We start from the raw sequence: 20,849 nt of genomic DNA on the forward strand, positions 1-20,849 counted from the left end.
GGTACCATATTACTATTTTAGAATTACTTCTTTTCTGTGGCAAAGTAAAATATGGAAAGTATAGGAGGGATTATTCCCATCCATAATGTAGTATTCCATCCTCCAATTGCATAGGCCCATCCTCCGATGGCTGACCCAATTGCACCACCAAAAAAGAAAATTGCCATGAATAGTCCATTTAGACGACTACGAACTTCGGGACTCAACGAGAAAAATGCACGTTGACTGAGCATAAGATTTGCGGATATGGCGTTGAGCATCACGAATCGTGAATGATACCAGAACACCTGCTTCACGAAGTTTATTGGCATATGCTTCTCCCTCGTCATGAAGTACATCAGCTTCAGTAAAAAATGATTCAGATGTTAGGAAGCCTAAGTGTAGTAAAGCCTTATGGAAATGTAAAAGGCGGTATCAAGTATGGAGACAATGAAATTTCACAGGTAAAAGTTTTAGATTGATATGTTATCTAGTACAAGGGTGGAAAAGTCTGGAATGTGATTAGATAGAAACATAAAGTCGTGGTGAGTTTCCTAGTAAAACAAATCTACTTAGCGGATTAATTAAATTCTGTAATAGAACTTAGACTGAAAAAGATAAGGGGTAACCCGCAAAGTCAGGACTGAACTTGTAAATGTTTTGTATATATCTCTCGTTTATATTTAAATATCTAGAAATCTGTCGAAAAGGCCAGATTACTAATGAAAAATAAAGCATTTGTAAATAAAGAGGGAGATGAGTTAAACCATTATTTAAAATCTATGAAGCTTTTAAAAATATTGGAGGTAAAACAAATAATAAAGCAACAAAAATGGTGGAAGCGATCGTTGAATACATTTTTGGCTACGGCATTAGTTGTAAGTAGCGTATCCTTTGTAGGTACCCCACAGAAAGCAAAAGCAGCTCCTGCTAGGCATTTTTCAATCTTCGCCTGTAGTGTGAGTAGTTATGGTTAAATTATTGTAGGAAAAGACATAATGCCTGTTAAGTAGTATTTACGATGAATAGAGAGGGTATGAGTATGAATAGACATTTTTTTATTGCAGTTCCACTTCCTTCAGATATTAAAGCAGCTCTTAATGATAAGTGTGAAAAAATGAAAACAGACGTTCCTTTTAAACGATGGGTTCATCAGGAAGATTATCATATCACACTGGCTTTTTTAGGTCATGCGGATGAAAAGCAATTACAGGATGTAATGGATGAAGCAAGGAAAAACCTTCTGAATATTCCTCCATTCGAATTATGTATTCAGGGGTTCAAGACTTTTGGAAGACAAGAGTATCCAAGAATTTTATGGGCCGATCTGCTTGAATCACAGCAATTAAATATTGTGCAAGAATTAGTATACCAAGACTGTATGAAGGTTGGATTTGAATTAGATAAGAAACCTTTTATACCCCATATAACTGTTGCAAGAAAGTGGGATGTAGCATGCGGGAAAATTCCGTCAGAGGCATTGATGGAGGATAATTTTCAGCTTCCTAAATTTCTAGTGGAAGAAGTGGTTTTGTACGAATCAAAAATAGAGGAAACACCAAAATATTATAAAAAAGCTGTCATTCGTTTAGATGACAATAGATCTGTAAAAAGCCTACTATAATTTACAAAAAGCTCATAAACCTAAAAAGGAAAAGGTTTATGAGCTTTTTTTGTTAAAAACATCTCATAATTAATAATTAGTTCATCTTCCGTTCATTTAAGGATTTTATGATAAGGATGTAAAAAGGAATGGAGGAGTTAACTATGAATCTTGCATGGAAAGAAATTAAGAAGAATAAAGTAAGATTTTTAATATTAGGTTCGATTGTTTTTCTAGTTAGTTTTTTAACTTTTATTATTTCTGGTTTGGCGAATGGATTGTCACAAGATAATGCCGCTCTAATAAAGGATTTACCACAAGGTCAATTTTATATGAATAAGGATGCAGATCAAACTTATAATCTGTCAAAAATAGATAGCAGTACACAAAATGAAATATTAAGCAAAGAAAAAGATGCAGTAGCTTTTTCATTACAAATGGGCTTTTTAAATGATAAGGATAATAAGCAACAAAGCGTTGCCTTTGTTACATCTACCGAGTCAGATTTATTTGAAAATGTGAAACATAATGAAGTTGTATTAGATAGTTCAATGAAAGATAAAGGAATTAAAGTAGGAGATACATTAACGAATAATCAATTTAGTGGCAAGTTTGTAGTAAAAGGATTTGTCGACCAAAAGAAATATAGTCATGCACCTGTTGCCTATATTAATGAACAGGATTATAAAGAAATTTACCGTGTTGAGGAAATGCAGATGATTTTCGTACCAGATGGAGATTCTTCAAAAGAATTTGCTGGATTAGAATCATTTTCAAATAAAGAGTTTCTTAATACAATACCAAGCTATAGCGCAGAACAAATGTCTTTAAATATGATTGTTTGGTTTTTAGTAGTCATTAGTGGGATGCTGTTTGCTATCTTCTTCTATATGATGAACGTTCAAAAAATTGGTTTATACGGAATTTTGAAAGCCATTGGTGTGAAAACGAGTAAATTATTCAAAATGATATGGACACAGATGGCTATCATTACAGTTATTTCACTTATTTTGTCGGTAGCCTTTAGCCAAGCATTTAATCTGATAGCGCCAAAAGGAATGCCTTTCACTTTAACAATTGCGACAACAACGCAATTATCGATCGTATTCCTAATCATTGGATTTATTGGTGCTACAATTTCAGGAATCCAAATTAAAAAAATTCAACCATTACAAGCGATACAGCAAGGAGAGGCTTAATATGACTTTATTTAAAATCGATGAAGTTAGAAAATCCTTTAAGAATGGCGAGATAGAGGAAGAAATACTTAAAGGGATAGATATTTCTCTAAATGAAGGGGAAATAACAGCATTGGTCGGTGCATCTGGATCTGGTAAGAGTACACTTCTGACAATAGCTGCTGGACTTCAGCCTGCATCAGGTGGGCACGTAATATTTGAAGGAAAAAATATGTCTATCATGAACTCTGAAGAGGTTCGAAAAGTACGAGCAAGTGAGTTTGGATTTGTCTTTCAGTTTGCACACCTTGTACCTTTTCTTACAGTTGAGGAGCAACTACTGCTAATGCTAGATGTTTCGGAATCAAAATTAAAAAAGCAGGAACAAAAAAATGAAGTTAATCGAATCCTAAAATTAGTAGGGATGGATCATCGAAAAATGGCTTATCCTTCGTCATTGTCAGGTGGCGAAAAGCAACGTATTGCCATTGCCCGAGCAATCATTCATAAACCGAAAGTTCTTTTCGCAGATGAACCAACAGCAAGCTTAGATTCACAAAGATCAAAAGAGGTTATGTTGCTAATTAGAGATTTGACTAAAACGTTAAACATTACTACTTTAATGGTGACACACGATGAAGAAATGCTTGCTTATACGGATCGTATTATAAAAATGAGCGACGGTGTCATTTTGCAAGATGCTGTTTATTTAGATTGAATCGTAAAAAACACAACCACAGTTATTGATGGTTGTGTTTTTTTTGAATCAATTATACCTCAGCATAATTGCGTGACACTCGCTGGAAGAAGTTAAACAGGCTCATCACCATAATGTTAAGCTGATTTTCCGTTCCTTCTGCGCAATTTATAGAGATTTTTAATAAGCCTAGTGTTATGTTACCAAACCACTAAACTAATGGAGCATATTATAGAAAGAAAGAGGGAGGTGATTTGAAATGGCGTTTGTCATTGCTTTATTGATAGTATTAGTTGGTTTAATAGCGGGATTCCAATTAACCGAAGGAAGGTCAGAGAAAGGGAATTACATCGTTTGGGGTATCATTACAATGATAGCGTTTGCACCGTTCTTATCTTTTGTAATTGGCGTAATGTATGGAATAGTGGTTAAAAATAGTTGGGCAACATCGATTATGATGTATTTATCTCCTATAATTTTTGTTATAGGGTTAATTATATTACTTTTAGGTATTTATAAAAAAAGATAAAGAAAAGTATAAATAACTAGTTATTTATCTCTGAAAAGGGGTTATTCCGTTCAGTGTTTTAGTTATCTTAAATATAAAGGTAAAAAGCCGCGAGACTCCTACAAATTGTTTTTGAGATGAGTGTAATGAAAATGTAGCGAAGGAGACTATGCCTTCGTGTCCAACGTCCTATTTTTTGCCCTGATGTGGCTCGTGTCGGGCCTGCGGAAAAGCATAGCGGTTTTTTACCATTTGAAAGAAGCTTTTACGATAAATGTTTATGTTAATCGAGCTTTTCGACTTACTTTACAGACCATTCTCATTATTGCCCTATGCAAAGAAGGGAAGATCGTAAAGATAACATCCATTGTTTTACGCATTGGCATAGGACAGATAATAGGCTTATTTTTGTGTACGCCTGCTATAGTGATTTTTGCTAGTTGCTGTGGAGACATCATTTTTTGCTTTTTCAATTGTTTGGACATCAATGATTTATCGATATTAATAGCGATTGCTTTATCAAAAATAGGTGTATCAACAAAAGTAGGACATAGCGTACTTACCTTGATGCCAAATTCCTCAGCCTCATAGTGTAGTGATGTCGTTAAGCCCACAACAGCATGCTTCGTAGTCGAATATGCGGCAGATATAGGAGCTGGCCCCAACCCTGCTGCTGATTAGGTATTGATGATATGTCCAAAGCCTTGTTCCTTCATGATGCGATAGCCAACTTGAGTACCATATATAACGCCCCATAAATTAAGATCCACAATGTTTTTCCATTCGTCCATCGACATATCATAAATTTCACCATACATAGCTATACCAGCATTATTAAATAAATAATCTAACCTTTGAAATTCCTCATATACATTTGTGATGACATGTTCAACACTTTTGTAATCGGTTACATTTAATTCAATAAATTGAGCATTTGAAGCATCTTTATTTAGTTCTGCCTCTAGCAGACGTCCATCCTGTTCGTTGATATCTGCAATAATAACAAATACATTACGACCTACTAATTCTTCACAGATAGCCCTCCCTATACCGGATACACCACCAGTAACAATCGCAACCTTTCTCATATTCATCACCTTTCGTATGAAATCCTAATAGACAGTATCTTCCTGTAATTGAAGCTGCTCAATGACAGCTGTGTATTCTTCCACGACAAGTTCTGCTCCGTTACTATTTAAATGAACGCCATCTAACGTTAAATGTAGCCCTCTCTTTTTGGACAATCGATCAATTCGCGAAGGATTTTTATAAAACAGTACATCTTGCATTACTCGTATAACATTGGTGTTAATATAATCCGAACTATTAACTTGTTCCAAGTGGTGCTCAAACACTTCTTGCATATTTAAAAAGCTAACATTTGCATACTTAGAAGAGATGGACTGAATAATGGAGGAGAGCTCTTTTAATTCTATATTTGAAGTGTTTTTAATTGTCTCTCCTATTAAAGCTGGTGTTACTAAAACAACATGTTTAGAGGATGCTAAAATCATTTCTAAACAGTTTACATAGTAATCTTTAAATTCATGATGATCTTTTGTTACTGGCTGTGCCTGCACTTTCAAAAGTTTAGCATAGACATCGTTTACACCAATCCAAAGAAAACTGAGGTCATAATAAGTAGCTAGCTTTGATTTCTCCAAACGAGTGTGTAAGCTTTTTACTGTCTCACCTGGTTTACCGAGATTATTAAATTCGATATGTGGATGTTTTGCTGTTAGTAGTTTGAAAAATGAAACTCCTGGTCGACCTTCTGTTAAGCTGTCTCCTATACATGCAATTTTCATTTATATCCCACCTTTTTTTATCTCCATTAACTTATTTCAGCGGGTGTCTATACACCCGTTGAAAAGAGGAACTCAGGCTAAGAACTTCACATCCTGTGAAAATGCCTGAGTGACCAACATCGTGTTGGCCTAATGCCTCCGGCGGATGTCACGGAATCGGAAAGGAGTTCTTAGGGGATGTTAGCCTAAAATCATCGCATCCATGCGATAACGGCTAACTGACCTGCGTGTGCATGCCTAAGCACAAAGCCGATTCCGGACGCAATTATGCCGAGGCATAATTGATAAAAATGGTTATTGCCTGATTAAAGAGTGGCTCTAGTGCTTTAAGCTCCTGAGTATTTGTAAGCTGACATAACCCCCCTAGCCATGTGCCTAGTAGAACTGTCCACTCCTCAATATTTCCTTGAACAAATTCCCCTTTATCAATTCCTTCTTGAAGAATCGTACGATAAGCACCCATTGGTACAACCGCTAAATTGTATAATTGTTGCACGGATTCAGGACTCGATTTTGGATTGGAAGCTAGCTCTTGCCCTGATCTTAATAAAGGTGTTTGGTAATGATAGAGAACATGCATAGCCATGCCATATAATTTTTCTGTTGCTGTGGAATAGGTACCTTCTTTTTGCAGCCATTTGTTGTGCCAATCTTGCATTGTTTGTTGCGATAAAAGAACAAAAAGCTTTTCTTTGTTTTCAAAATGATAATAAATATGTCCTTTGCTGTAGCCTGAAGCGGTTGAGATATCTCCTACTGATGTTTGATTATAGCCTTTTTGAGAAAACAAACTAACCGCATGTTCCATAATTTCAACTTTTGCTTTCTCGCTATCATAACGTCTTTTGTTCAATGTTTTACCTCTTTTTTAGATTTGAACGGTCGTTCTAATTTAAGTATACAATATTTTACTAATTAATGAATAGTTAAATACCTAAGTCATCATGTTTTTACAATTGCTACGGAAAGACGAAGCTACAAGTGTTTTATGTATCGAAAGCGTAGCGACAAGTACAGAAGTCTCTTACCTTTATGCTAAGACATAATTGGCCGAAGGAAATATTTAACGAAATGTTGAACTATAAATTATACTTCAAAAATCAGGAGGGGAACTATGTGGGGAGAGTAATAGGGTTTGAATTAAATAGTCAGGAGCCTGAAAAAGCAACTGAGTTTTATGCTAAGGTTTTTCGTTGGGAAGCAGCTACACCTAATTGGGGATATAGGGCTGTAAAAACCGGGGAAGATAAAAAATCAGGGATTAATGGTGGTATTGCTAAGGGGCCACATGACTATCCGTTTGGAACACGTATTCAAATTGAAGTGGATTCTATTGATGACGCTATTTCCAAAGCTAAACAGCATGGTGCCATCATTGTTCGTGACAAAATGGAATTCGATGAGTTTTATCTTGCCTATATGGTAGATCCAACTGGGCTTGGCTTCGGCTTAATTCAAAACAAATAGTCTAATTAATAAGTCTCTGCAAACGATAGCGGAGGCTTTTTTGTGAATACGTCGTATCTAAAAAGTTAGCATAGGAAAAGCAAGTCTCCTATTAATGGGGAGGCTTGCTTTTTGTCATGAAGCATTTAATTTAATGAAATATGAAAAAAGCGATGAAGTGCTTGTCGCCATTCTTTTTCGTTATGAGTTGTATAAGTTGTTAGAGAGTAACCCTCGTAAATTCGAAATTCGTTATTAAGCATTGTATGTCGTCCGCGAGGAGTACGAATCATCGCGATTTTATTTTTTTGTTTAGAAAGTCTTGGTGCAAACTTTGCATCGTTAGCGTCATCAAAAAAACTATAAAGTAAACGCCAATTTTGTTTTTTTTGTTCGTACAGCATCCAGCCGTTTGCTTCATCTAGTTCAATTTTATAAAGCTCATTACCTTCTCGGTGTTGATGCCCAGCTATTAGTGGAACTGGCTTACAAGGAGCTAGTGCACCTACGCCAACATCCGAAATATATGATTGACCACCGAAATTAACTAGCAATAGCTGATGCATAGGTACATCCTCAATAGGAGTATCTGCTTCATTGTTGCGCCAAAACTGTGCATAGCGATTAGTTACGGAAAAGCCAAGTTCACGAAGTAGCCAACTAAATAAAATATTTAGTTCAAAGCAATTACCTCCGCGATGTTGAACAATGATTTTTTGAAAAAGGTCAGGGATAGCGAAGGAGATGCCATATTTCAAGGCAACATCTAGGTTCTCATAAGGAATGGTATGTAGATGTTTTGTTTGGAGCTGACCAAGTAGCTTAATAGATGGCTCTAAAGATCCTTGAAATTGAATAAGCTTTAAATATTGCTGTATTTGTGAATTCATAAAATCGCCTCACTTCCTTACTAAATAACATAACCGAAATGGCTTGAGAATACACGTGAATAATAGAAAGAAAATAATAGAAAAGAAGGTAAATAACTAGTAAAATGAAAATATTAACTATTATAAAGAGAGATATTTCCTATTATTTTAGTTAATTAATAATGATTGTAAGGTAGGTATACGAATGACAAGCGAAATGAAATGGTTAGAAGTAAATTCATACGATGAAATGAGCAAAGTGGCAGCGGATATTTTCACTAAACAATTACAAATAAAGCCAGCGAGTATTTTAGGATTAGCAACTGGTGGTTCTCCTGTTGGAATGTATAAGGAATTAGTGAAACGCCAACAAGCTGGAAATATATCTTTTAATGACGTGATTACCTTTAACCTAGACGAATACATAGGTCTCGATCAATCAAGTCCGGCAAGCTATTGGACATTTATGCACGAGAACTTATTCAATCATGTTGATATTAAGGAAGAAAATATACATTTACCAAATGGTAAGGCAGAAAATTTAGATGCTGAGTGTGCGGCCTATGATGCTCGAATTAAGGAAGCGGGAGGAATTGATCTGCAGCTTCTAGGCATTGGCGTTAACGGGCATATTGGCTTTAACGAACCAGGCACATCTTTTGATACAACGACTAATATTGTAGAGTTAACTGAATCTACACGCTCAGAAAATGCAATTTATTTTGATAACTCTAAAGATGTACCGACACATGCTATTACGATGGGCATTCAATCTATTATGAAAGCCAAGGAAATCGTGTTAATTGCATTTGGTGAAAAGAAACTAGAGGCTATAGAAAAATTAAAAAGTGGTATCATCACTGAAGATTTCCCAGCAAGCCAATTATTAAATCACCCAAATGTAACGATTATTTACGGCGGAACAAAATAAAAATTAAGAGCGTAGACTTTATATTATTTGAAGTCTACGCTTATTTATTTTGGATTTAATGAGGCGGATAGAGTGACGGATATGGGGGCGAAAGCGTCTAGAAGAGCTTTAGCGACGGATAGGACCAGCGAAGTGACGGATAGAAGAGTCAAGGTGACGGATAGAAACCAGAGCGACGGATAGGACCAGCAAAGTGACGGAAAGAAAGACGAAAGCGACGGATAGGAGAGCCTGAGCGACGGAAGGAATCCTCAAAGCGACGGATAGAAGAGTCAAGGTGACGGATAGAAATCAGAGCGACGGAAAGAAATGCGAAAGCGACGGATAGGAGAGCCTGAGCGACGGAAGGAATCCTCAAAGCGACGGATAGAAGAGTCAAGGTGACGGATAGAAATCAGAGCGACGGAAAGAAATGCGAAAGCGACGGATAGGAGAGCCTGAGCGACGGAAGGAATCCTCAAAGCGACGGATAGAAGAGTCAAGGTGACAGATAGAAATCAGAGCGACGGAAAGAAATGCGAAAGCGACGGATAGGAGAGCCTGAGCGACGGAAGGAATCCTCAAAGCGACGGATAGAAGAGTCAAGGTGACGGATAGAAATCAGAGCGACGGAAAGAAATGCGAAAGCGACGGATAGGAGAGCCTGAGCGACGGAAGGAATCCTCAAAGCGACGGATAGAAGAGTCAAGGTGACGGATAGAAATCAGAGCGACGGAAAGAAATGCGAAAGCGACGGATAGGAGAGCCTGAGCGACGGAAGGAATCCTCAAAGCGACGGATAGAAGAGTCAAGGTGACGGATAGAAATCAGAGCGACGGAAAGAAATGCGAAAGCGACGGATAGGAGCGCCTGAGCGACGGAAGGAATCCTTAAAGCGACGGATAGAAGAGTCAAGGTGACAGATAGAAATCAGAGCGACGGATAGAAATGCGAAAGCGACGGATAGGAGAGCCTGAGCGACGGAAGGAATCCTCAAAGCGACGGATAGAAGAGCCTGAGCGACGGAAGGAATCCTCAAAGCGACGGATAGAAGAGTCAAGGTGACGGATAGAAATCAGAGCGACGGAAAGAAATGCGAAAGCGACGGATAGGAGAGCCTGAGCGACGGAAGGAATCCTCAAAGCGACGGATAGAAGAGTCAAGGTGACGGATAGAAATCAGAGCGACGGAAAGAAGAGTCAAGGTGACGGATAGGAGAGCCTGAGCGACGGAAGGAATCCTCAAAGCGACGGATAGAAGAGTCAAGGTGACGGATAGAAATCAGAGCGACGGAAAGAAATGCGAAAGCGACGGATAGGAGCGCCTGAGCGACGGAAGGAATCCTCAAAGCGACGGATAGAAGAGTCAAGGTGACGGATAGAAATCAGAGCGACGGATAGAACCAGCAAAGTGACGGAAAGAAAGACGAAAGCGACGGAAGGAATCCTCAAAGCGATGGATAGAACTGTCAAAGTCATGGATAGTGCCATCAAAGCGACAGATAGAACCAATGGTATGACCGAAGGACCCTTCAAAGAGAGGGACATTTACCCGGAAATTTAGATTTCATAATCACTAGCTTCGCTATCAATCAATGCTACAATATTATCTATATGCTAGAATAAGAAAAACTATAGGAGGGGTTAGGGTGAAAAGCATCGTACCACATTTACAAAAGGGCGACACAGTGGGTCTTGTGGCTTTATCTAGTCCAGCACAGCCCGAAAAGCTAGGAGATGCTATAGCCTTTCTTGAAGAATTAGGGCTAAACTATATAATTGGGGATACCATTCAGGCAAACCACGATTATTTAGCAGGTAGTGATGAGGAGCGTCTGGCTGATTTTCATGAAATGGTGAGAAATCCAGAGGTGAAGGCAATTTTTTGTGTTAAGGGGGGCTATGGCTCTGCACGAATTGCGGAGAAGATTGACTACGGACTACTTGAAGAAAATCCAAAAGTCTTCTGGGGCTTCTCTGATCTTACATATTTACATTGTGCGATTAACGAATATGCTAATTTAGTGACGTTTCATGGACCGTTACTTATGTCTGTGGGAAGAATAGATGATTTATCAAAGAAAATGTTTTTACAGCTATTTTCTCCGATGGAATTACAGTATACGGAGGATATTTCCCCATTAACAACGATTGCACCTGGTGTAGCTCGCGGAGAGATTATTGGTGGAAATTTACGTCGCCTCGTTAACACATTAGGTACAAAATTTGAAGTTAGCACGGAAGATCGAATTTTATTGATTGAGGAGCTTGGAGAAACTATTCCAAATATCGATGCGATGCTGCAGCAATTAAAGCAGGCGAGAAAGCTTGAGCAGTTAGCCGGTGTTGTTATCGGTTCCTTTACACAAACAGAAGCAGATGAAGCGGCATTACTTGCTTTAATGAAGGATTATTTTGCGGATTTAGGAGTTCCGGTTGTAGCTGGCTTTAAAATTGGCCATGATTCAACGAATATTGCAATTCCATTAGGCGTAGATGCTATTTTAGATGCACAGGAAAAGGTACTAAAGATTTTGCCTGGTGTGCATTAAAAGAAGCGCTCAGCACTTTATATTGTGCTGAGCGCTTTATTTTATAGAAACGTTTAGGCTATTAATAAGGCTCTGCGTCATGGCCTTTATCTACAGCTTTATTAGGTGCTTTATCACCATCGATATTGCCAAGTGGCTTTGATGAAGAAGAATTATTTTGAGCTTTTTGTAATCCTTCCTTCAACAAGCGACCGTATTCTTCATCTGCTTCCTCTGCTAATGCAATCATTGCTTCTTGAATAGCTATATTACAGACTGATAAATCACGAATTAAGTTTTCGAGCAGCTCATCTCGCTCCCATTGCTCAAAATTGCGATATGTTTCGCCAGCTTGCTTCGTATTGCTTTGACGATCAATTGATTCCCGAACGAGATTACCTTCCACGAGCGGTGTATATTCTTTAGCCGATTGAGTAGCTTCCTTTAAACCATTTAACATTGAAGGCTCATAGTTAATATGAGGATTTTGCCCCGGAGCTAAATCTCGCTTATACATCATTTGACCACCGTTTTGATTGGTTGCCACTCGTTTTTTAGGAGCATTAATAGGAAGTTGTAAATAGTTTGCACCTACACGATGACGCTGTGTATCAGAATAAGAGAAGGTACGACCTTGTAGCATTTTATCGTCCGAGAAATCCAATCCGTCCACTAGCACACCTGTACCGAAAGCGACCTGTTCAACCTCAGCAAAATAATCTTCTGGATTTTTATTTAACACCATCTTACCAACTGGATACCACGGGAATTGATCATTAGGCCAAAGCTTCGTATCATCTAACGGATCAAAATCAAGCTCTGGATGTGGACCATCCTCCATAATTTGGACGTTTAGCTCCCATTCAGGATAATCCCCATTTTCAATCGCATCGTATAAATCCTGTGTGGCATGATTGAAGTTTTTCTTTTGGATATCTTCTGCTTCTTTTTGTGTTAAGTTTTTAATGCCCTGTAAAGGTTCCCAATGATATTTTACAAGGACAGCTTTGCCTTCACTATTGATCCATTTATACGTATTGACGCCAGAGCCTTGCATCATTCGATAATTAGCAGGAATACCCCATGGTGAATAAATGAATGTCACCATATGGAAGGATTCTGGTGAGCTTGCACAAAAATCAAAAAAGCGCTCAACGTCCTGAATATTTGTAATGGGATCAGGCTTAAAGGCGTGAATCATATCAGGGAATTTCATAGCATCGCGGATAAAGAAGATTTTTAAATTATTGCCGACTAAATCCCAGTTACCATCCTCAGTATAAAATTTTACAGCAAAGCCTCGTGGATCTCGTAATGTTTCTGGTGAATGGCCACCATGAATAACTGTTGAGAAACGCACAAAAACAGGCGTCTGCTTGCCCTTGTCTTGAAATACTTTAGCCCTTGTATAGTTAGAAATGGGCTCATCCCCGACTACACCGTATGTTTCAAAATAGCCATGCGCTCCAGCGCCTCGAGCATGAACAACACGCTCAGGAACTCTTTCGCGGTCAAAGTGACTAATTTTTTCTATAAAATCATAGTTTTCAAGGGTTGCAGGGCCTCGATTACTGACAGTTCGTATATTTTGATTGTTAGTAATAGGGTGTCCCTGTCGATTTGTCAGAGTCATGTCATGCTCGTTTGTGGAATCGTGTTGGTTTGTCATTGTTTAACCCCTTTCTTTGGATATAGTCATTTTGCCCATGCTAGGGGAGAACTAGACATGAAAAACCTCATACTCACGAGATGAGTGAGAGTTAAAAAAAGTTAATTATCAAAATATGCTTAGAAATTTGAAAATGTTGATTTGACGATTTTGATATTCATGTTAGTTTTTTTAAAAACTAGATATTAACTAGTGAGGGAGATGTATAAAGCAAGTGATACATCTAGCTTTCTATTGGTTGGAAACAGATTAATCTTTAAAATAGTTTGTTTATGTTCATTTAAATGGATTATCAAAATATGTTCATTTAAATGGATTATCAAAATATGTTCAAAAACCTGAAAAGATTGATTTTAAATATATAGAAAATAATGCTATTGTTTTAAACAAGCTTGGAATAAGGGCCGTTACGGTGAAAGGAAGAAATACACGATATTAAGTGAAAGGAAGAAATACACGATATTATGGGAAGAATCAAATTTTTAGATGGTTTTAGAGGAATTGCTGTTTTGTTGGTAATATTTTTCCATATGGAAATTCTAGGCTTTGGATTTGCTGGTGTTGAATTATTCTTTGTTATATCTGGTTTTATTATTTCTTTTTTACTGATTAAGGAATTTGATGATACAAATAAAATTAATATCAAAAACTTTTTCATTCGAAGGATTTCAAGAATACTACCTCCATTAATTATTTGTACGATAGTAACATTAATTTTGTTAGTTAATTTTCCATTAACGACAATTCAAGATAAAGTATTTTCCCAAGCTTTCTTTTCATCTTTAGGTGTCGTAAATTTCTATGAATTATTCCATAGTGCTGGCTATTGGGAACAGGGAGTAAAGTCCCCTCTACTTCACTTATGGTCAATTTGTATCGAAATGCAGTTTTATCTTATTTGGCCGTTTGTTATGTATCTACTGCTAAAAAAGAAAGAAGATAAAACAATAGATAAAAAAAGAATGTTATTTTTTTTATTAGTACTGTTCTCAGTATTAGTGGGGATCACATATTTTTATAGTATCAATCATAGCTTTGATTATCTATACTATAACCCATTGACACGTATATCTTCATTTGTAGTAGGAAGTGTCATAAGTGTTTTGGCTTTTAAGAGAGAAAAGGCATCAAAAAAGTTAAATCAATTTTTAATTTTGATTGTTTTGATATCTTTAGGATACCTAACTTATTTATTTGAATTAAACAATATCAACTTATTCCGAGGATATATTGCTTTATACTGTGTAATATTTGGAATAGGAATATACTTATTAAGTATTACTCATTTTAAATTTAGTGATTATTTGTTAGCTAACAAGTTTATTTTATTTATCGGAAAAATCAGTTACTCTTTATATTTAATTCACATGCCCGTAATTGTTTTTGTTTCCGCTAAGAACCTTTATGATTGGTTTGGGATCACTTTAGATAGCCCTATTAAGTTAGCTATTATTCAACTTACAATTTCTGTAATTCTGGCTACAGTGCTATATTTTATAGTAGAGAGCAAGATCAAAATAAGAAATGCCTATATCGCAACCTTTCTTGTACTGGGGTTTCCAGCGCTAACATTTGGAGTTCAAAAAAATCCAGAGGTAATCCATAAATTTACTCCTAATCCTGCAGAGTACAGAATAGAGCCATGGTGGATAAGTTCTGACCCATTCATTACAGGATACGGAGAAGAAGCATTGTTATTTATTGGAGATTCTTGGTCTAATAGAATTGCTTTTGGGTTAAATTTAGCTCAAGGAGCTAAATCGGACTATCCTGCTAATGAGGACTATCCTGCTAAATCGGACTATCCTTATCAAATTTTAGCATATGGCGTCGACAATGGGAGTATTATGAATCCTGATTATACAGTTAATGGGGATAATCCAGATCAACCTTTTTATCCAATAAGGTCATTTGAAGAATACCTTACTTACTGGCAAACAGCAATTGATACGTATCATCCAACAAAAGTTATTATCTCATATGGACGAGCAGACCAAGCAACAGAAGTTATTGATGGGAAAGAGATGCGAGTTGGAGATGCAGAATTTGATGAGCGATTTGTCGAACAATATCAAAAAGTAATTGATTTTTTCTATGAAAATAATATTAAAATCTATCTTACTAATGTAATTAATAATGCACATATGAAAAGCAATATATCAGAGAATCAGTTCTCTGATGCAATGAACAATAATATCACTGAAGTAGTGAAAAATAATAAAAATAAAGTAACATTATTAGATTTAAATAACTACTTAGGAGATGAAAAATCTCTATCGCCGTATGTAATTGATGGTATCTATATTTACGATGACACAAATCACACGACTTATGAAGGTTCACATTATATGGGTAAATGGCTATTGGAAGAAATAAATGATAAATAATAACATATTTTTAGATAACTAGAAGGTGCTTTAATAAAAACTACTAGTACGCCCACCGAAAAATTCCAAAGTTGATAAGTCTGGAGGCATACTATTACAATCCGTTTGGAGCAAATTTGGATAAGGACTGTGAAATTGATATAAATCCCAAATGATTTATTTTCTGATGTTATAAATTTTATGCCATGTACCATACAAAAATGGTTGGTCTTGTATGGTCGTATGATACCATTTTACATTTTAATCAACATGATGAGCTTGTACAATATATACCGCTGGAAGCTACCGACTATTGTGATACATTGTATCAAATTTGTTCGGATGGACAGGTAATCTGATGAGGACGAAATGAAAGATTTTTTGATTTAGGTATAAAATAGATCCTTTTATATAGAATAGCATAGTGTAAGTTATCCAAGAGTGTTCTTTATTATTATTGAAACACCTTGGATTTTTTTATCTTAACCTACCACAAATTATTGATAATTTAATTTTAGGAAGAATATACGATGTGAAGATAAGGGGTATAGTTATTTAAAGTGACTTTTACTGTATTAAACTACTGTGTATTAATATTCAAAGAGTAGGAGTCATTGTACCGTATGGAATTAAGATTACAACAATTTATACATTTAAAGAGTAGTACAGAGCATCGAATTTTTAATTGAATATGAGGAGAGATAGAAAATGCTTCATAATGGATTAAAACATGTTGGAATTTTAATCATGTTAATTTTCGGTGGAGTCTTTTTGCTAAAATGGTTTTTCATGATGAATTATTATTGGATCAATAAATTGCCTTTGCAATAGGTCTACATTACTTCTTTATTCGTTAATGCAAGATGAGGTAATTATAAGCACATAAAAAGCTCTCTTACACAAAAGATGTAAGAGAGCTATTGGATGGCGTTTTCAAATAATAGTCAAGTTGTTTGAGTATGGCCATTGCTTATAGTTGGTTATTAGTCATTGGGTATACAGTAACAGGTAACTTGTCATAGGTTTCGTGTGAGTTAGCTCCAAAAAGCTAGTTTTGAAAACAGCACATCCAACTCGATATGAAGTCTCATCGACTCCATAAATCTATTGTATACAGTTTCATGGAAATCGTCTATGCAATAAAACTTTAAACCTTGGCTGATGCAAAATAGATTCCTTGACTTAGAGTTTACTCTAACAAATATAATACAAACATCTTTATTGAGGGGAGATGTTTTGATTTGAATACACGAGTAATTGTAACTCGATACGGAGGATCTCAAGTTATTGATGTGATAGAGGAACCCTTACGAAAACCTGAAAGAGGGGAAATTCGCGTTAAGGTCCAAGCAGCAGGAGTTGCACTTGCGGATATTATGAGAAGAGAGGGAAAAGTTCCGCAATCTCCTATACCTCCCTTTACTCCAGGATATGACGCTATTGGAATTGTTGAAGAGTTGGGAGAAGGCGTGCAAAAATATTTGATAGGGGATAAGGTAGCCGTCTTTTTTAACGGAACGGGTGGCTATGCATCTTATGTGTACGCGATGGACGATGAGATTGTCGGGATTCCTGCTCATATCGATTCCGTAACGGCGGTTGCTGTGATCTTAAATTATGTGACAGCCTATCAAATGCTTCACCGGATTGCAAAGGTAGCTGAGGGAGAACGTATCCTTATTCACGGAGCAAGTGGAGGGGTTGGTACTGCATTGCTTGAGCTTGGAAAGTTAGCGAAATTAGAAATGTATGGAACGGCTTCATTAGCTAAACATTCAATTGTATCCCAATACGGCGCCATGCCGATTGACTATCGAAAAGAAGATTTTGTAGATACTCTTCGAATCCAGGCTCCTGAAGGTATGGATGCTGTATTTGATCCAATAGGAGGCAGGAATTATGAGCGTTCGATGAAAACTTTAAGCAAGAATGGCCGATTCATAGGTTACGGCTATACGTCGATTCTTCAGCATGAAGATTCAGAAGAGTGGACCAAAGAATGGGAAAGTCTGGCTGAAAACCGAACTACAGGGAAAGGTAATCCTATCTATCTTTACTCTATAACCTCATTAAAAAAAGAAAGATTAGATTGGTTTAAGGAAGATGTTCGGTTCCTTCTCTCATTGTTAGAAGAAGGGAAAATCAATCCTTTGATCTCTTACAGACTTCCTTTAAAGGAAGCGGCACATGCACAAGAATTGCTTGAAAAATCAATATCTGTAGGAAAGGTTGTTCTTATATGTGAATGAAAGGGGACAAAAACTTAATGTACTCAATTGGTGAAGTATCGAAATTAACAGGTATTTCTACATATACACTTCGTTATTACGAAAAAATGGGCCTCTTACCTAATCCTTATCGTATGGATGGGAAACAAAACGGGATTCGGCAATATAATGATCAGGATCTTCGCTTTATTCAATTTATTTATGGATTAAAGCAAACAGGAATGAAGCTAAAAGATATGACTTTATTTGCTGAAGATGGCTGTCTGTTAACACAAAATGATCAAGAAATAGAAGATATCCAGGCTATTTTACATAAACGGGTTGAACTATTAAATAAACATGTTAATCTACTAGAGCAACAATTGGAGCAATTGGAAAACGTGATGACTCTTGCAAATGAGAAAAGAAGTTTTTATTTAGCTATGCTAGATGATAGACTTCAAAACAGTAAAGCATTTTAACTTCTTTAAAGTTTCTTGTGGATGTCACGCAATTAGGATTTAGGGAAAATTGGAATTAATTTCGATTTAACAAAGTAGAAAAAAAGCATCCAAAAATGAGCTGCCCTCCAATTGTTAAACACAATTGGAGGTGCAGTTCAAAAAGGCTGCTTTTTTTATTGCAGTATTTTATGATCTGATTAGAAATAACGAGAATCATCGAAGTTAATTTCAACACTATAATTCTTTGCATTGATAAGATTCGATAATTTATGGGCATCTTTTTCTAGTGTGATAGCACGTTCGCGGTAATCATCTGGCTCGTACATAGCAATTTCATAAAGCATTGTAGTTTCACCATAACCCATGCGTACACTTTCTTTTTCATGCATACTAAACTGTTTGCAAAGCTCGACATCTGCGCGAAGCTGTGTTGCGAGTTCAATTGCTTCAACTAATGCTAGTTTTTCACCTTTAAAGTCTACTGTGTTAATTATATTTGCTTCATATACTAAACGATCTAATGTACGAACATCGAGACGTACTTGAGCTAATTCAGCTTCAATTACTGTCATTGCGCGATTACTTGTTTTGGGTGCTTGTCCTTTTTCAACAGTTACAAAAGCGCTACGATGTAATTCACTAACAAGCTCCTGAACTTTTTTTGCTAAAATACTTTTTAGCTTAACGGCTTCTGCAAGATTAATCATGAAAACACGTCCTTTTACAGTGTAGTAGATGGTGCTGCCTTTGTTAATAGGGCCATTTTATAATCGCCGCCATGAATTTGATTAAACATCTTACCAGCAGATGAAAGAAGCTCTTCAGCACGTTCCTCTGACAATGATGGACGGAGGTAGAAGATATGTAAAGCCTCGGTTGTTTCCTTTGAAACAGATGTACGTTTAGAATCGACAAATGGTGACCCAAATGCTCCTTCAGCATCATAGCTATAAAGGATATTTTTTAATGAATTAAAACGACCATTTAAGCCTTCATAGCCTGTTTCCTCGTTGCCAAGTGCGATTTCTATATTTTCTTTTAGTTTAGCTACATCATATAAACCTACTGGAATCTCATACTGGAGGGAGAAGAAATTATTTAAATCAACACCTGAGTGAAGTGGTGTTAAATAATTTTCCTTACTAATTCGGCGCATTAAGCTTTCTGCTGAGTGACGATAGCGGTTAGGATCTGCACCAAGCTTTTTCCACATTTGTCGCCATTCTGCGATACCCTCTCGTTGCGTTACAGGACTATCTTGCAGTTCTAAAAAAAGGTTCTCCTGATACAATTGCATGCGGCCTTTAATCATTTGAGGCGATTCTGCAACGACAATTTTGGTATAATGAATAATGCCGATTTTAAGCTCGGGATGTTGTGTCAATAGAGATTGATTAATTGAAATTTCCATAAAACATCACCTACTTTATCTATTTTTATTATTGTACCATGTAAGGAGTTGGGAATAAAATGAACATACATGACCTACAACGTGAATTTGTAGCGTATGCAATGTCCATTGGTGTAGACAAGATTGGCTTTACAACAGCAGCTCCATTTACAGAATTAAAAAATAGACTGCGCCGTCAGCAAGAACTTGGCTATCAGTCTGGCTTTGAAGAAAGCGATATAGAAAAACGTACCGAACCACTACAATTGTTAGAAGGAGCAGAGAGCATTGTGGCGATAGCTGTAGCATATCCGTCGCGTATGCAAGATGCACCTGTAGGCAAAAAGGGATCAAGACGGGGAATTTTTTGTCGTGCTTCTTGGGGCGTCGATTATCATACAGCATTACGTGAGCGCTTGAAATTATTATCAGCCTGGCTTGAGGATCGCGTAGAAGGTGCACGTATTGAATCAATGGTTGATACGGGTGCACTTGTGGATAGGGCAGTGGCAGAGCGTGCAGGGATAGGCTGGAGCGGGAAAAACTGCTCGGTTATTACTCCTGAGTTCGGCTCTTATGTATATTTAGGAGAGCTTATTACGAATATCCCTTTTGCTCCTGATAAGCCTATGGAGGATGAATGCGGTGATTGCCGTTTATGTTTGGATGTTTGTCCAACAGGTGCGTTAATCGAGGGAGGACAGTTAGACTCTCAGCGTTGTATAGCCTTTTTAACGCAAACTAAGGGAATGCTACCTGATGAGTTTCGTACCCATATTGGAAACCGTTTGTATGGCTGTGATACATGCCAGACCGTATGCCCAAAGAATAAGGGGAAGATTAACTGGATACATGAGGAATTTAAACCTGATCCAGAGCTTGCAAAGCCATTACTTGTACCACTTTTAACGATTTCAAATCGTGACTTTAAAGAAAAATTTGGACATGTTTCTGGTTCATGGCGGGGGAAAAAGCCAATTCAACGCAATGCTATTTTGGCACTTGCGCACTTTAAAGAGGAAGCTGCGGTACCAGATTTAGTAGCACTTCTTGAAAAAGACGAACGACCAGTAATTCGAGGGACAGCAGCATGGGCTTTAGGTAAAATAGGCGGGGAGCAGTCTCAATCTGCATTACTTAAGGCAAAAGGAAAAGAACAGGACGAGGAAGTACTCGTTGAAATTAAAAAAGGTTTACAATTTTTTAATTAAGGAAGTGTACCGTT

General features: G+C 36.9%; 23 protein-coding genes and 2 pseudogenes. 12 read left to right on the top strand and 13 right to left on the bottom strand.

The window, feature by feature from the left end:
• Positions 1 to 23 precede the first annotated feature (23 nt).
• A pseudogene (locus JNUCC51_RS15310) lies at positions 24 to 248 on the bottom strand (MFS transporter); the annotation flags it as partial.
• A gap of 453 nt (positions 249 to 701) precedes the next feature.
• Between JNUCC51_RS15310 and JNUCC51_RS15315 the strand changes: the two are divergent.
• The 5 genes from JNUCC51_RS15315 (at position 702) to JNUCC51_RS15335 (ending at position 3,986) form a co-directional block, all read left to right on the top strand.
• The gene (locus JNUCC51_RS15315) at positions 702 to 956 is read left to right on the top strand and encodes a hypothetical protein (RefSeq protein ID WP_337988749.1); all 255 of its coding nucleotides are present in this window, start codon (positions 702 to 704) and stop codon (positions 954 to 956) included.
• A 65-nt stretch (positions 957 to 1,021) separates the two neighbouring features.
• Positions 1,022 to 1,603: an RNA 2',3'-cyclic phosphodiesterase gene (thpR, locus tag JNUCC51_RS15320; RefSeq protein ID WP_337988750.1), complete on the top strand. Its 582-nt coding sequence runs from the start codon at positions 1,022 to 1,024 to the stop codon at positions 1,601 to 1,603.
• A gap of 143 nt (positions 1,604 to 1,746) precedes the next feature.
• The gene (locus JNUCC51_RS15325; protein ID WP_337988751.1) at positions 1,747 to 2,781 is read left to right on the top strand and encodes an ABC transporter permease; all 1,035 of its coding nucleotides are present in this window, start codon (positions 1,747 to 1,749) and stop codon (positions 2,779 to 2,781) included.
• A gap of 1 nt (position 2,782) precedes the next feature.
• Entirely contained in the window at positions 2,783 to 3,478 is a 696-nt protein-coding gene (locus JNUCC51_RS15330) for an ABC transporter ATP-binding protein (protein ID WP_337988752.1), read from the top strand.
• Positions 3,479 to 3,716: 238 nt separating this feature from the next.
• Positions 3,717 to 3,986 (top strand): hypothetical protein, encoded by a 270-nt coding sequence (locus JNUCC51_RS15335; RefSeq protein WP_337988753.1) that lies wholly within the window; start codon positions 3,717 to 3,719, stop codon positions 3,984 to 3,986.
• A gap of 257 nt (positions 3,987 to 4,243) precedes the next feature.
• On the opposite strand, the pseudogene JNUCC51_RS15340 reads toward JNUCC51_RS15335, so the two are convergent.
• The 3 genes and pseudogenes from JNUCC51_RS15340 to JNUCC51_RS15350 all read right to left on the bottom strand — a co-directional run bounded on the left by JNUCC51_RS15340 (position 4,244) and on the right by JNUCC51_RS15350 (position 6,626).
• Positions 4,244 to 5,059: pseudogene (locus JNUCC51_RS15340) on the bottom strand (SDR family NAD(P)-dependent oxidoreductase).
• Positions 5,060 to 5,077: 18 nt separating this feature from the next.
• A complete protein-coding gene (locus JNUCC51_RS15345; RefSeq protein ID WP_337988754.1) occupies positions 5,078 to 5,773 on the bottom strand; it encodes an SGNH/GDSL hydrolase family protein in 696 nt (231 codons plus the stop codon).
• A 265-nt stretch (positions 5,774 to 6,038) separates the two neighbouring features.
• On the bottom strand, positions 6,039 to 6,626 hold the full coding sequence (locus JNUCC51_RS15350) for a TetR/AcrR family transcriptional regulator (protein WP_337988755.1): 588 nt from the start codon (positions 6,624 to 6,626) through the stop codon (positions 6,039 to 6,041).
• Between the two features lie 263 nt (positions 6,627 to 6,889).
• Here JNUCC51_RS15350 and JNUCC51_RS15355 point away from each other — a divergent pair, with 263 nt between their 5' ends.
• A complete protein-coding gene (locus tag JNUCC51_RS15355) occupies positions 6,890 to 7,240 on the top strand; it encodes a VOC family protein (RefSeq protein WP_337988756.1) in 351 nt (116 codons plus the stop codon).
• A gap of 125 nt (positions 7,241 to 7,365) precedes the next feature.
• Here JNUCC51_RS15355 and JNUCC51_RS15360 read toward each other — a convergent pair whose 3' ends face one another.
• A complete protein-coding gene (locus JNUCC51_RS15360; RefSeq protein ID WP_337988757.1) occupies positions 7,366 to 8,109 on the bottom strand; it encodes an arylamine N-acetyltransferase family protein in 744 nt (247 codons plus the stop codon).
• A 196-nt stretch (positions 8,110 to 8,305) separates the two neighbouring features.
• Here JNUCC51_RS15360 and nagB point away from each other — a divergent pair, with 196 nt between their 5' ends.
• Positions 8,306 to 9,019, top strand: a complete 714-nt coding sequence (nagB, locus tag JNUCC51_RS15365; RefSeq protein ID WP_337992244.1) for a glucosamine-6-phosphate deaminase — start codon at positions 8,306 to 8,308, stop codon at positions 9,017 to 9,019.
• 148 nt (positions 9,020 to 9,167) lie between these two features.
• Here the strand turns inward: nagB and JNUCC51_RS15370 are convergent, their stop codons facing one another.
• The 5 genes from JNUCC51_RS15370 to JNUCC51_RS15390 all read right to left on the bottom strand — a co-directional run bounded on the left by JNUCC51_RS15370 (position 9,168) and on the right by JNUCC51_RS15390 (position 10,476).
• Positions 9,168 to 9,398 carry a hypothetical protein gene (locus tag JNUCC51_RS15370; protein WP_337988758.1) on the bottom strand — a complete coding sequence of 77 codons (231 nt, stop codon included), beginning with the start codon at positions 9,396 to 9,398 and terminating at the stop codon, positions 9,168 to 9,170.
• Between the two features lie 99 nt (positions 9,399 to 9,497).
• The gene (locus JNUCC51_RS15375; RefSeq protein ID WP_337988759.1) at positions 9,498 to 9,707 is read right to left on the bottom strand and encodes a hypothetical protein; all 210 of its coding nucleotides are present in this window, start codon (positions 9,705 to 9,707) and stop codon (positions 9,498 to 9,500) included.
• Positions 9,704 to 9,913 (bottom strand): hypothetical protein, encoded by a 210-nt coding sequence (locus tag JNUCC51_RS15380; RefSeq protein ID WP_337988760.1) that lies wholly within the window; start codon positions 9,911 to 9,913, stop codon positions 9,704 to 9,706. Before JNUCC51_RS15380 ends, JNUCC51_RS15375 begins: the two co-directional genes overlap by 4 nt.
• Positions 9,910 to 10,161: a hypothetical protein gene (locus JNUCC51_RS15385; RefSeq protein WP_337988761.1), complete on the bottom strand. Its 252-nt coding sequence runs from the start codon at positions 10,159 to 10,161 to the stop codon at positions 9,910 to 9,912. Before JNUCC51_RS15385 ends, JNUCC51_RS15380 begins: the two co-directional genes overlap by 4 nt.
• 99 nt (positions 10,162 to 10,260) lie before the next feature.
• Positions 10,261 to 10,476, bottom strand: a complete 216-nt coding sequence (locus tag JNUCC51_RS15390) for a hypothetical protein (protein WP_337988762.1) — start codon at positions 10,474 to 10,476, stop codon at positions 10,261 to 10,263.
• A gap of 170 nt (positions 10,477 to 10,646) precedes the next feature.
• On the opposite strand from JNUCC51_RS15390, the gene JNUCC51_RS15395 reads away from it, so the two are divergent.
• Positions 10,647 to 11,549 carry a S66 peptidase family protein gene (locus JNUCC51_RS15395; protein WP_337988763.1) on the top strand — a complete coding sequence of 301 codons (903 nt, stop codon included), beginning with the start codon at positions 10,647 to 10,649 and terminating at the stop codon, positions 11,547 to 11,549.
• Positions 11,550 to 11,610: 61 nt separating this feature from the next.
• Here JNUCC51_RS15395 and JNUCC51_RS15400 read toward each other — a convergent pair whose 3' ends face one another.
• Complete coding sequence (locus tag JNUCC51_RS15400) at positions 11,611 to 13,197, bottom strand: catalase (protein WP_337988764.1); 1,587 nt, start codon at positions 13,195 to 13,197, stop codon at positions 11,611 to 11,613.
• Between the two features lie 464 nt (positions 13,198 to 13,661).
• Here JNUCC51_RS15400 and JNUCC51_RS15405 point away from each other — a divergent pair, with 464 nt between their 5' ends.
• The 3 genes from JNUCC51_RS15405 (at position 13,662) to JNUCC51_RS15415 (ending at position 18,252) form a co-directional block, all read left to right on the top strand.
• Positions 13,662 to 15,584 (top strand): acyltransferase family protein, encoded by a 1,923-nt coding sequence (locus tag JNUCC51_RS15405; protein ID WP_337988765.1) that lies wholly within the window; start codon positions 13,662 to 13,664, stop codon positions 15,582 to 15,584.
• A gap of 1,220 nt (positions 15,585 to 16,804) precedes the next feature.
• On the top strand, positions 16,805 to 17,812 hold the full coding sequence (locus JNUCC51_RS15410; RefSeq protein ID WP_337988766.1) for a medium chain dehydrogenase/reductase family protein: 1,008 nt from the start codon (positions 16,805 to 16,807) through the stop codon (positions 17,810 to 17,812).
• A 17-nt stretch (positions 17,813 to 17,829) separates the two neighbouring features.
• Positions 17,830 to 18,252, top strand: a complete 423-nt coding sequence (locus JNUCC51_RS15415) for a MerR family transcriptional regulator (protein WP_337988767.1) — start codon at positions 17,830 to 17,832, stop codon at positions 18,250 to 18,252.
• Positions 18,253 to 18,431: 179 nt separating this feature from the next.
• Here the strand turns inward: JNUCC51_RS15415 and JNUCC51_RS15420 are convergent, their stop codons facing one another.
• Complete coding sequence (locus tag JNUCC51_RS15420) at positions 18,432 to 18,941, bottom strand: hypothetical protein (RefSeq protein WP_337988768.1); 510 nt, start codon at positions 18,939 to 18,941, stop codon at positions 18,432 to 18,434.
• 14 nt (positions 18,942 to 18,955) lie between these two features.
• Positions 18,956 to 19,645, bottom strand: a complete 690-nt coding sequence (locus JNUCC51_RS15425; RefSeq protein ID WP_337988769.1) for a B3/B4 domain-containing protein — start codon at positions 19,643 to 19,645, stop codon at positions 18,956 to 18,958.
• 59 nt (positions 19,646 to 19,704) lie between these two features.
• On the opposite strand from JNUCC51_RS15425, the gene queG reads away from it, so the two are divergent.
• A complete protein-coding gene (queG, locus tag JNUCC51_RS15430) occupies positions 19,705 to 20,835 on the top strand; it encodes a tRNA epoxyqueuosine(34) reductase QueG (RefSeq protein WP_337988770.1) in 1,131 nt (376 codons plus the stop codon).
• Positions 20,836 to 20,849: the final 14 nt, after the last annotated feature.

It is taken from the genome of Lysinibacillus sp. JNUCC 51 (assembly GCF_015999525.1).
Taxonomy (GTDB): Bacteria; Bacillota; Bacilli; order Bacillales_A; family Planococcaceae; genus Lysinibacillus; species Lysinibacillus xylanilyticus.

What these genes read in the sequence shown, in the direction of transcription:
- JNUCC51_RS15315 (WP_337988749.1), top strand. Translation starts at nt 702, where the DNA reads ATGAAAAATAAAGCATTTGTAAATAAAGAGGGAGATGAGTTAAACCAT.
- thpR (WP_337988750.1), top strand. Translation starts at nt 1,022, where the DNA reads ATGAATAGACATTTTTTTATTGCAGTTCCACTTCCTTCAGATATTAAA.
- JNUCC51_RS15325 (WP_337988751.1), top strand. Translation starts at nt 1,747, where the DNA reads ATGAATCTTGCATGGAAAGAAATTAAGAAGAATAAAGTAAGATTTTTA.
- JNUCC51_RS15330 (WP_337988752.1), top strand. Translation starts at nt 2,783, where the DNA reads ATGACTTTATTTAAAATCGATGAAGTTAGAAAATCCTTTAAGAATGGC.
- JNUCC51_RS15335 (WP_337988753.1), top strand. Translation starts at nt 3,717, where the DNA reads ATGGCGTTTGTCATTGCTTTATTGATAGTATTAGTTGGTTTAATAGCG.
- JNUCC51_RS15345 (WP_337988754.1), bottom strand. Translation starts at nt 5,773, where the DNA reads ATGAAAATTGCATGTATAGGAGACAGCTTAACAGAAGGTCGACCAGGA.
- JNUCC51_RS15360 (WP_337988757.1), bottom strand. Translation starts at nt 8,109, where the DNA reads ATGAATTCACAAATACAGCAATATTTAAAGCTTATTCAATTTCAAGGA.
- nagB (WP_337992244.1), top strand. Translation starts at nt 8,306, where the DNA reads ATGAAATGGTTAGAAGTAAATTCATACGATGAAATGAGCAAAGTGGCA.
- JNUCC51_RS15390 (WP_337988762.1), bottom strand. Translation starts at nt 10,476, where the DNA reads ATGACTTTGACAGTTCTATCCATCGCTTTGAGGATTCCTTCCGTCGCT.
- JNUCC51_RS15400 (WP_337988764.1), bottom strand. Translation starts at nt 13,197, where the DNA reads ATGACAAACCAACACGATTCCACAAACGAGCATGACATGACTCTGACA.
- JNUCC51_RS15405 (WP_337988765.1), top strand. Translation starts at nt 13,662, where the DNA reads ATGGGAAGAATCAAATTTTTAGATGGTTTTAGAGGAATTGCTGTTTTG.
- JNUCC51_RS15415 (WP_337988767.1), top strand. Translation starts at nt 17,830, where the DNA reads ATGTACTCAATTGGTGAAGTATCGAAATTAACAGGTATTTCTACATAT.
- JNUCC51_RS15420 (WP_337988768.1), bottom strand. Translation starts at nt 18,941, where the DNA reads ATGATTAATCTTGCAGAAGCCGTTAAGCTAAAAAGTATTTTAGCAAAA.
- JNUCC51_RS15425 (WP_337988769.1), bottom strand. Translation starts at nt 19,645, where the DNA reads ATGGAAATTTCAATTAATCAATCTCTATTGACACAACATCCCGAGCTT.
- queG (WP_337988770.1), top strand. Translation starts at nt 19,705, where the DNA reads ATGAACATACATGACCTACAACGTGAATTTGTAGCGTATGCAATGTCC.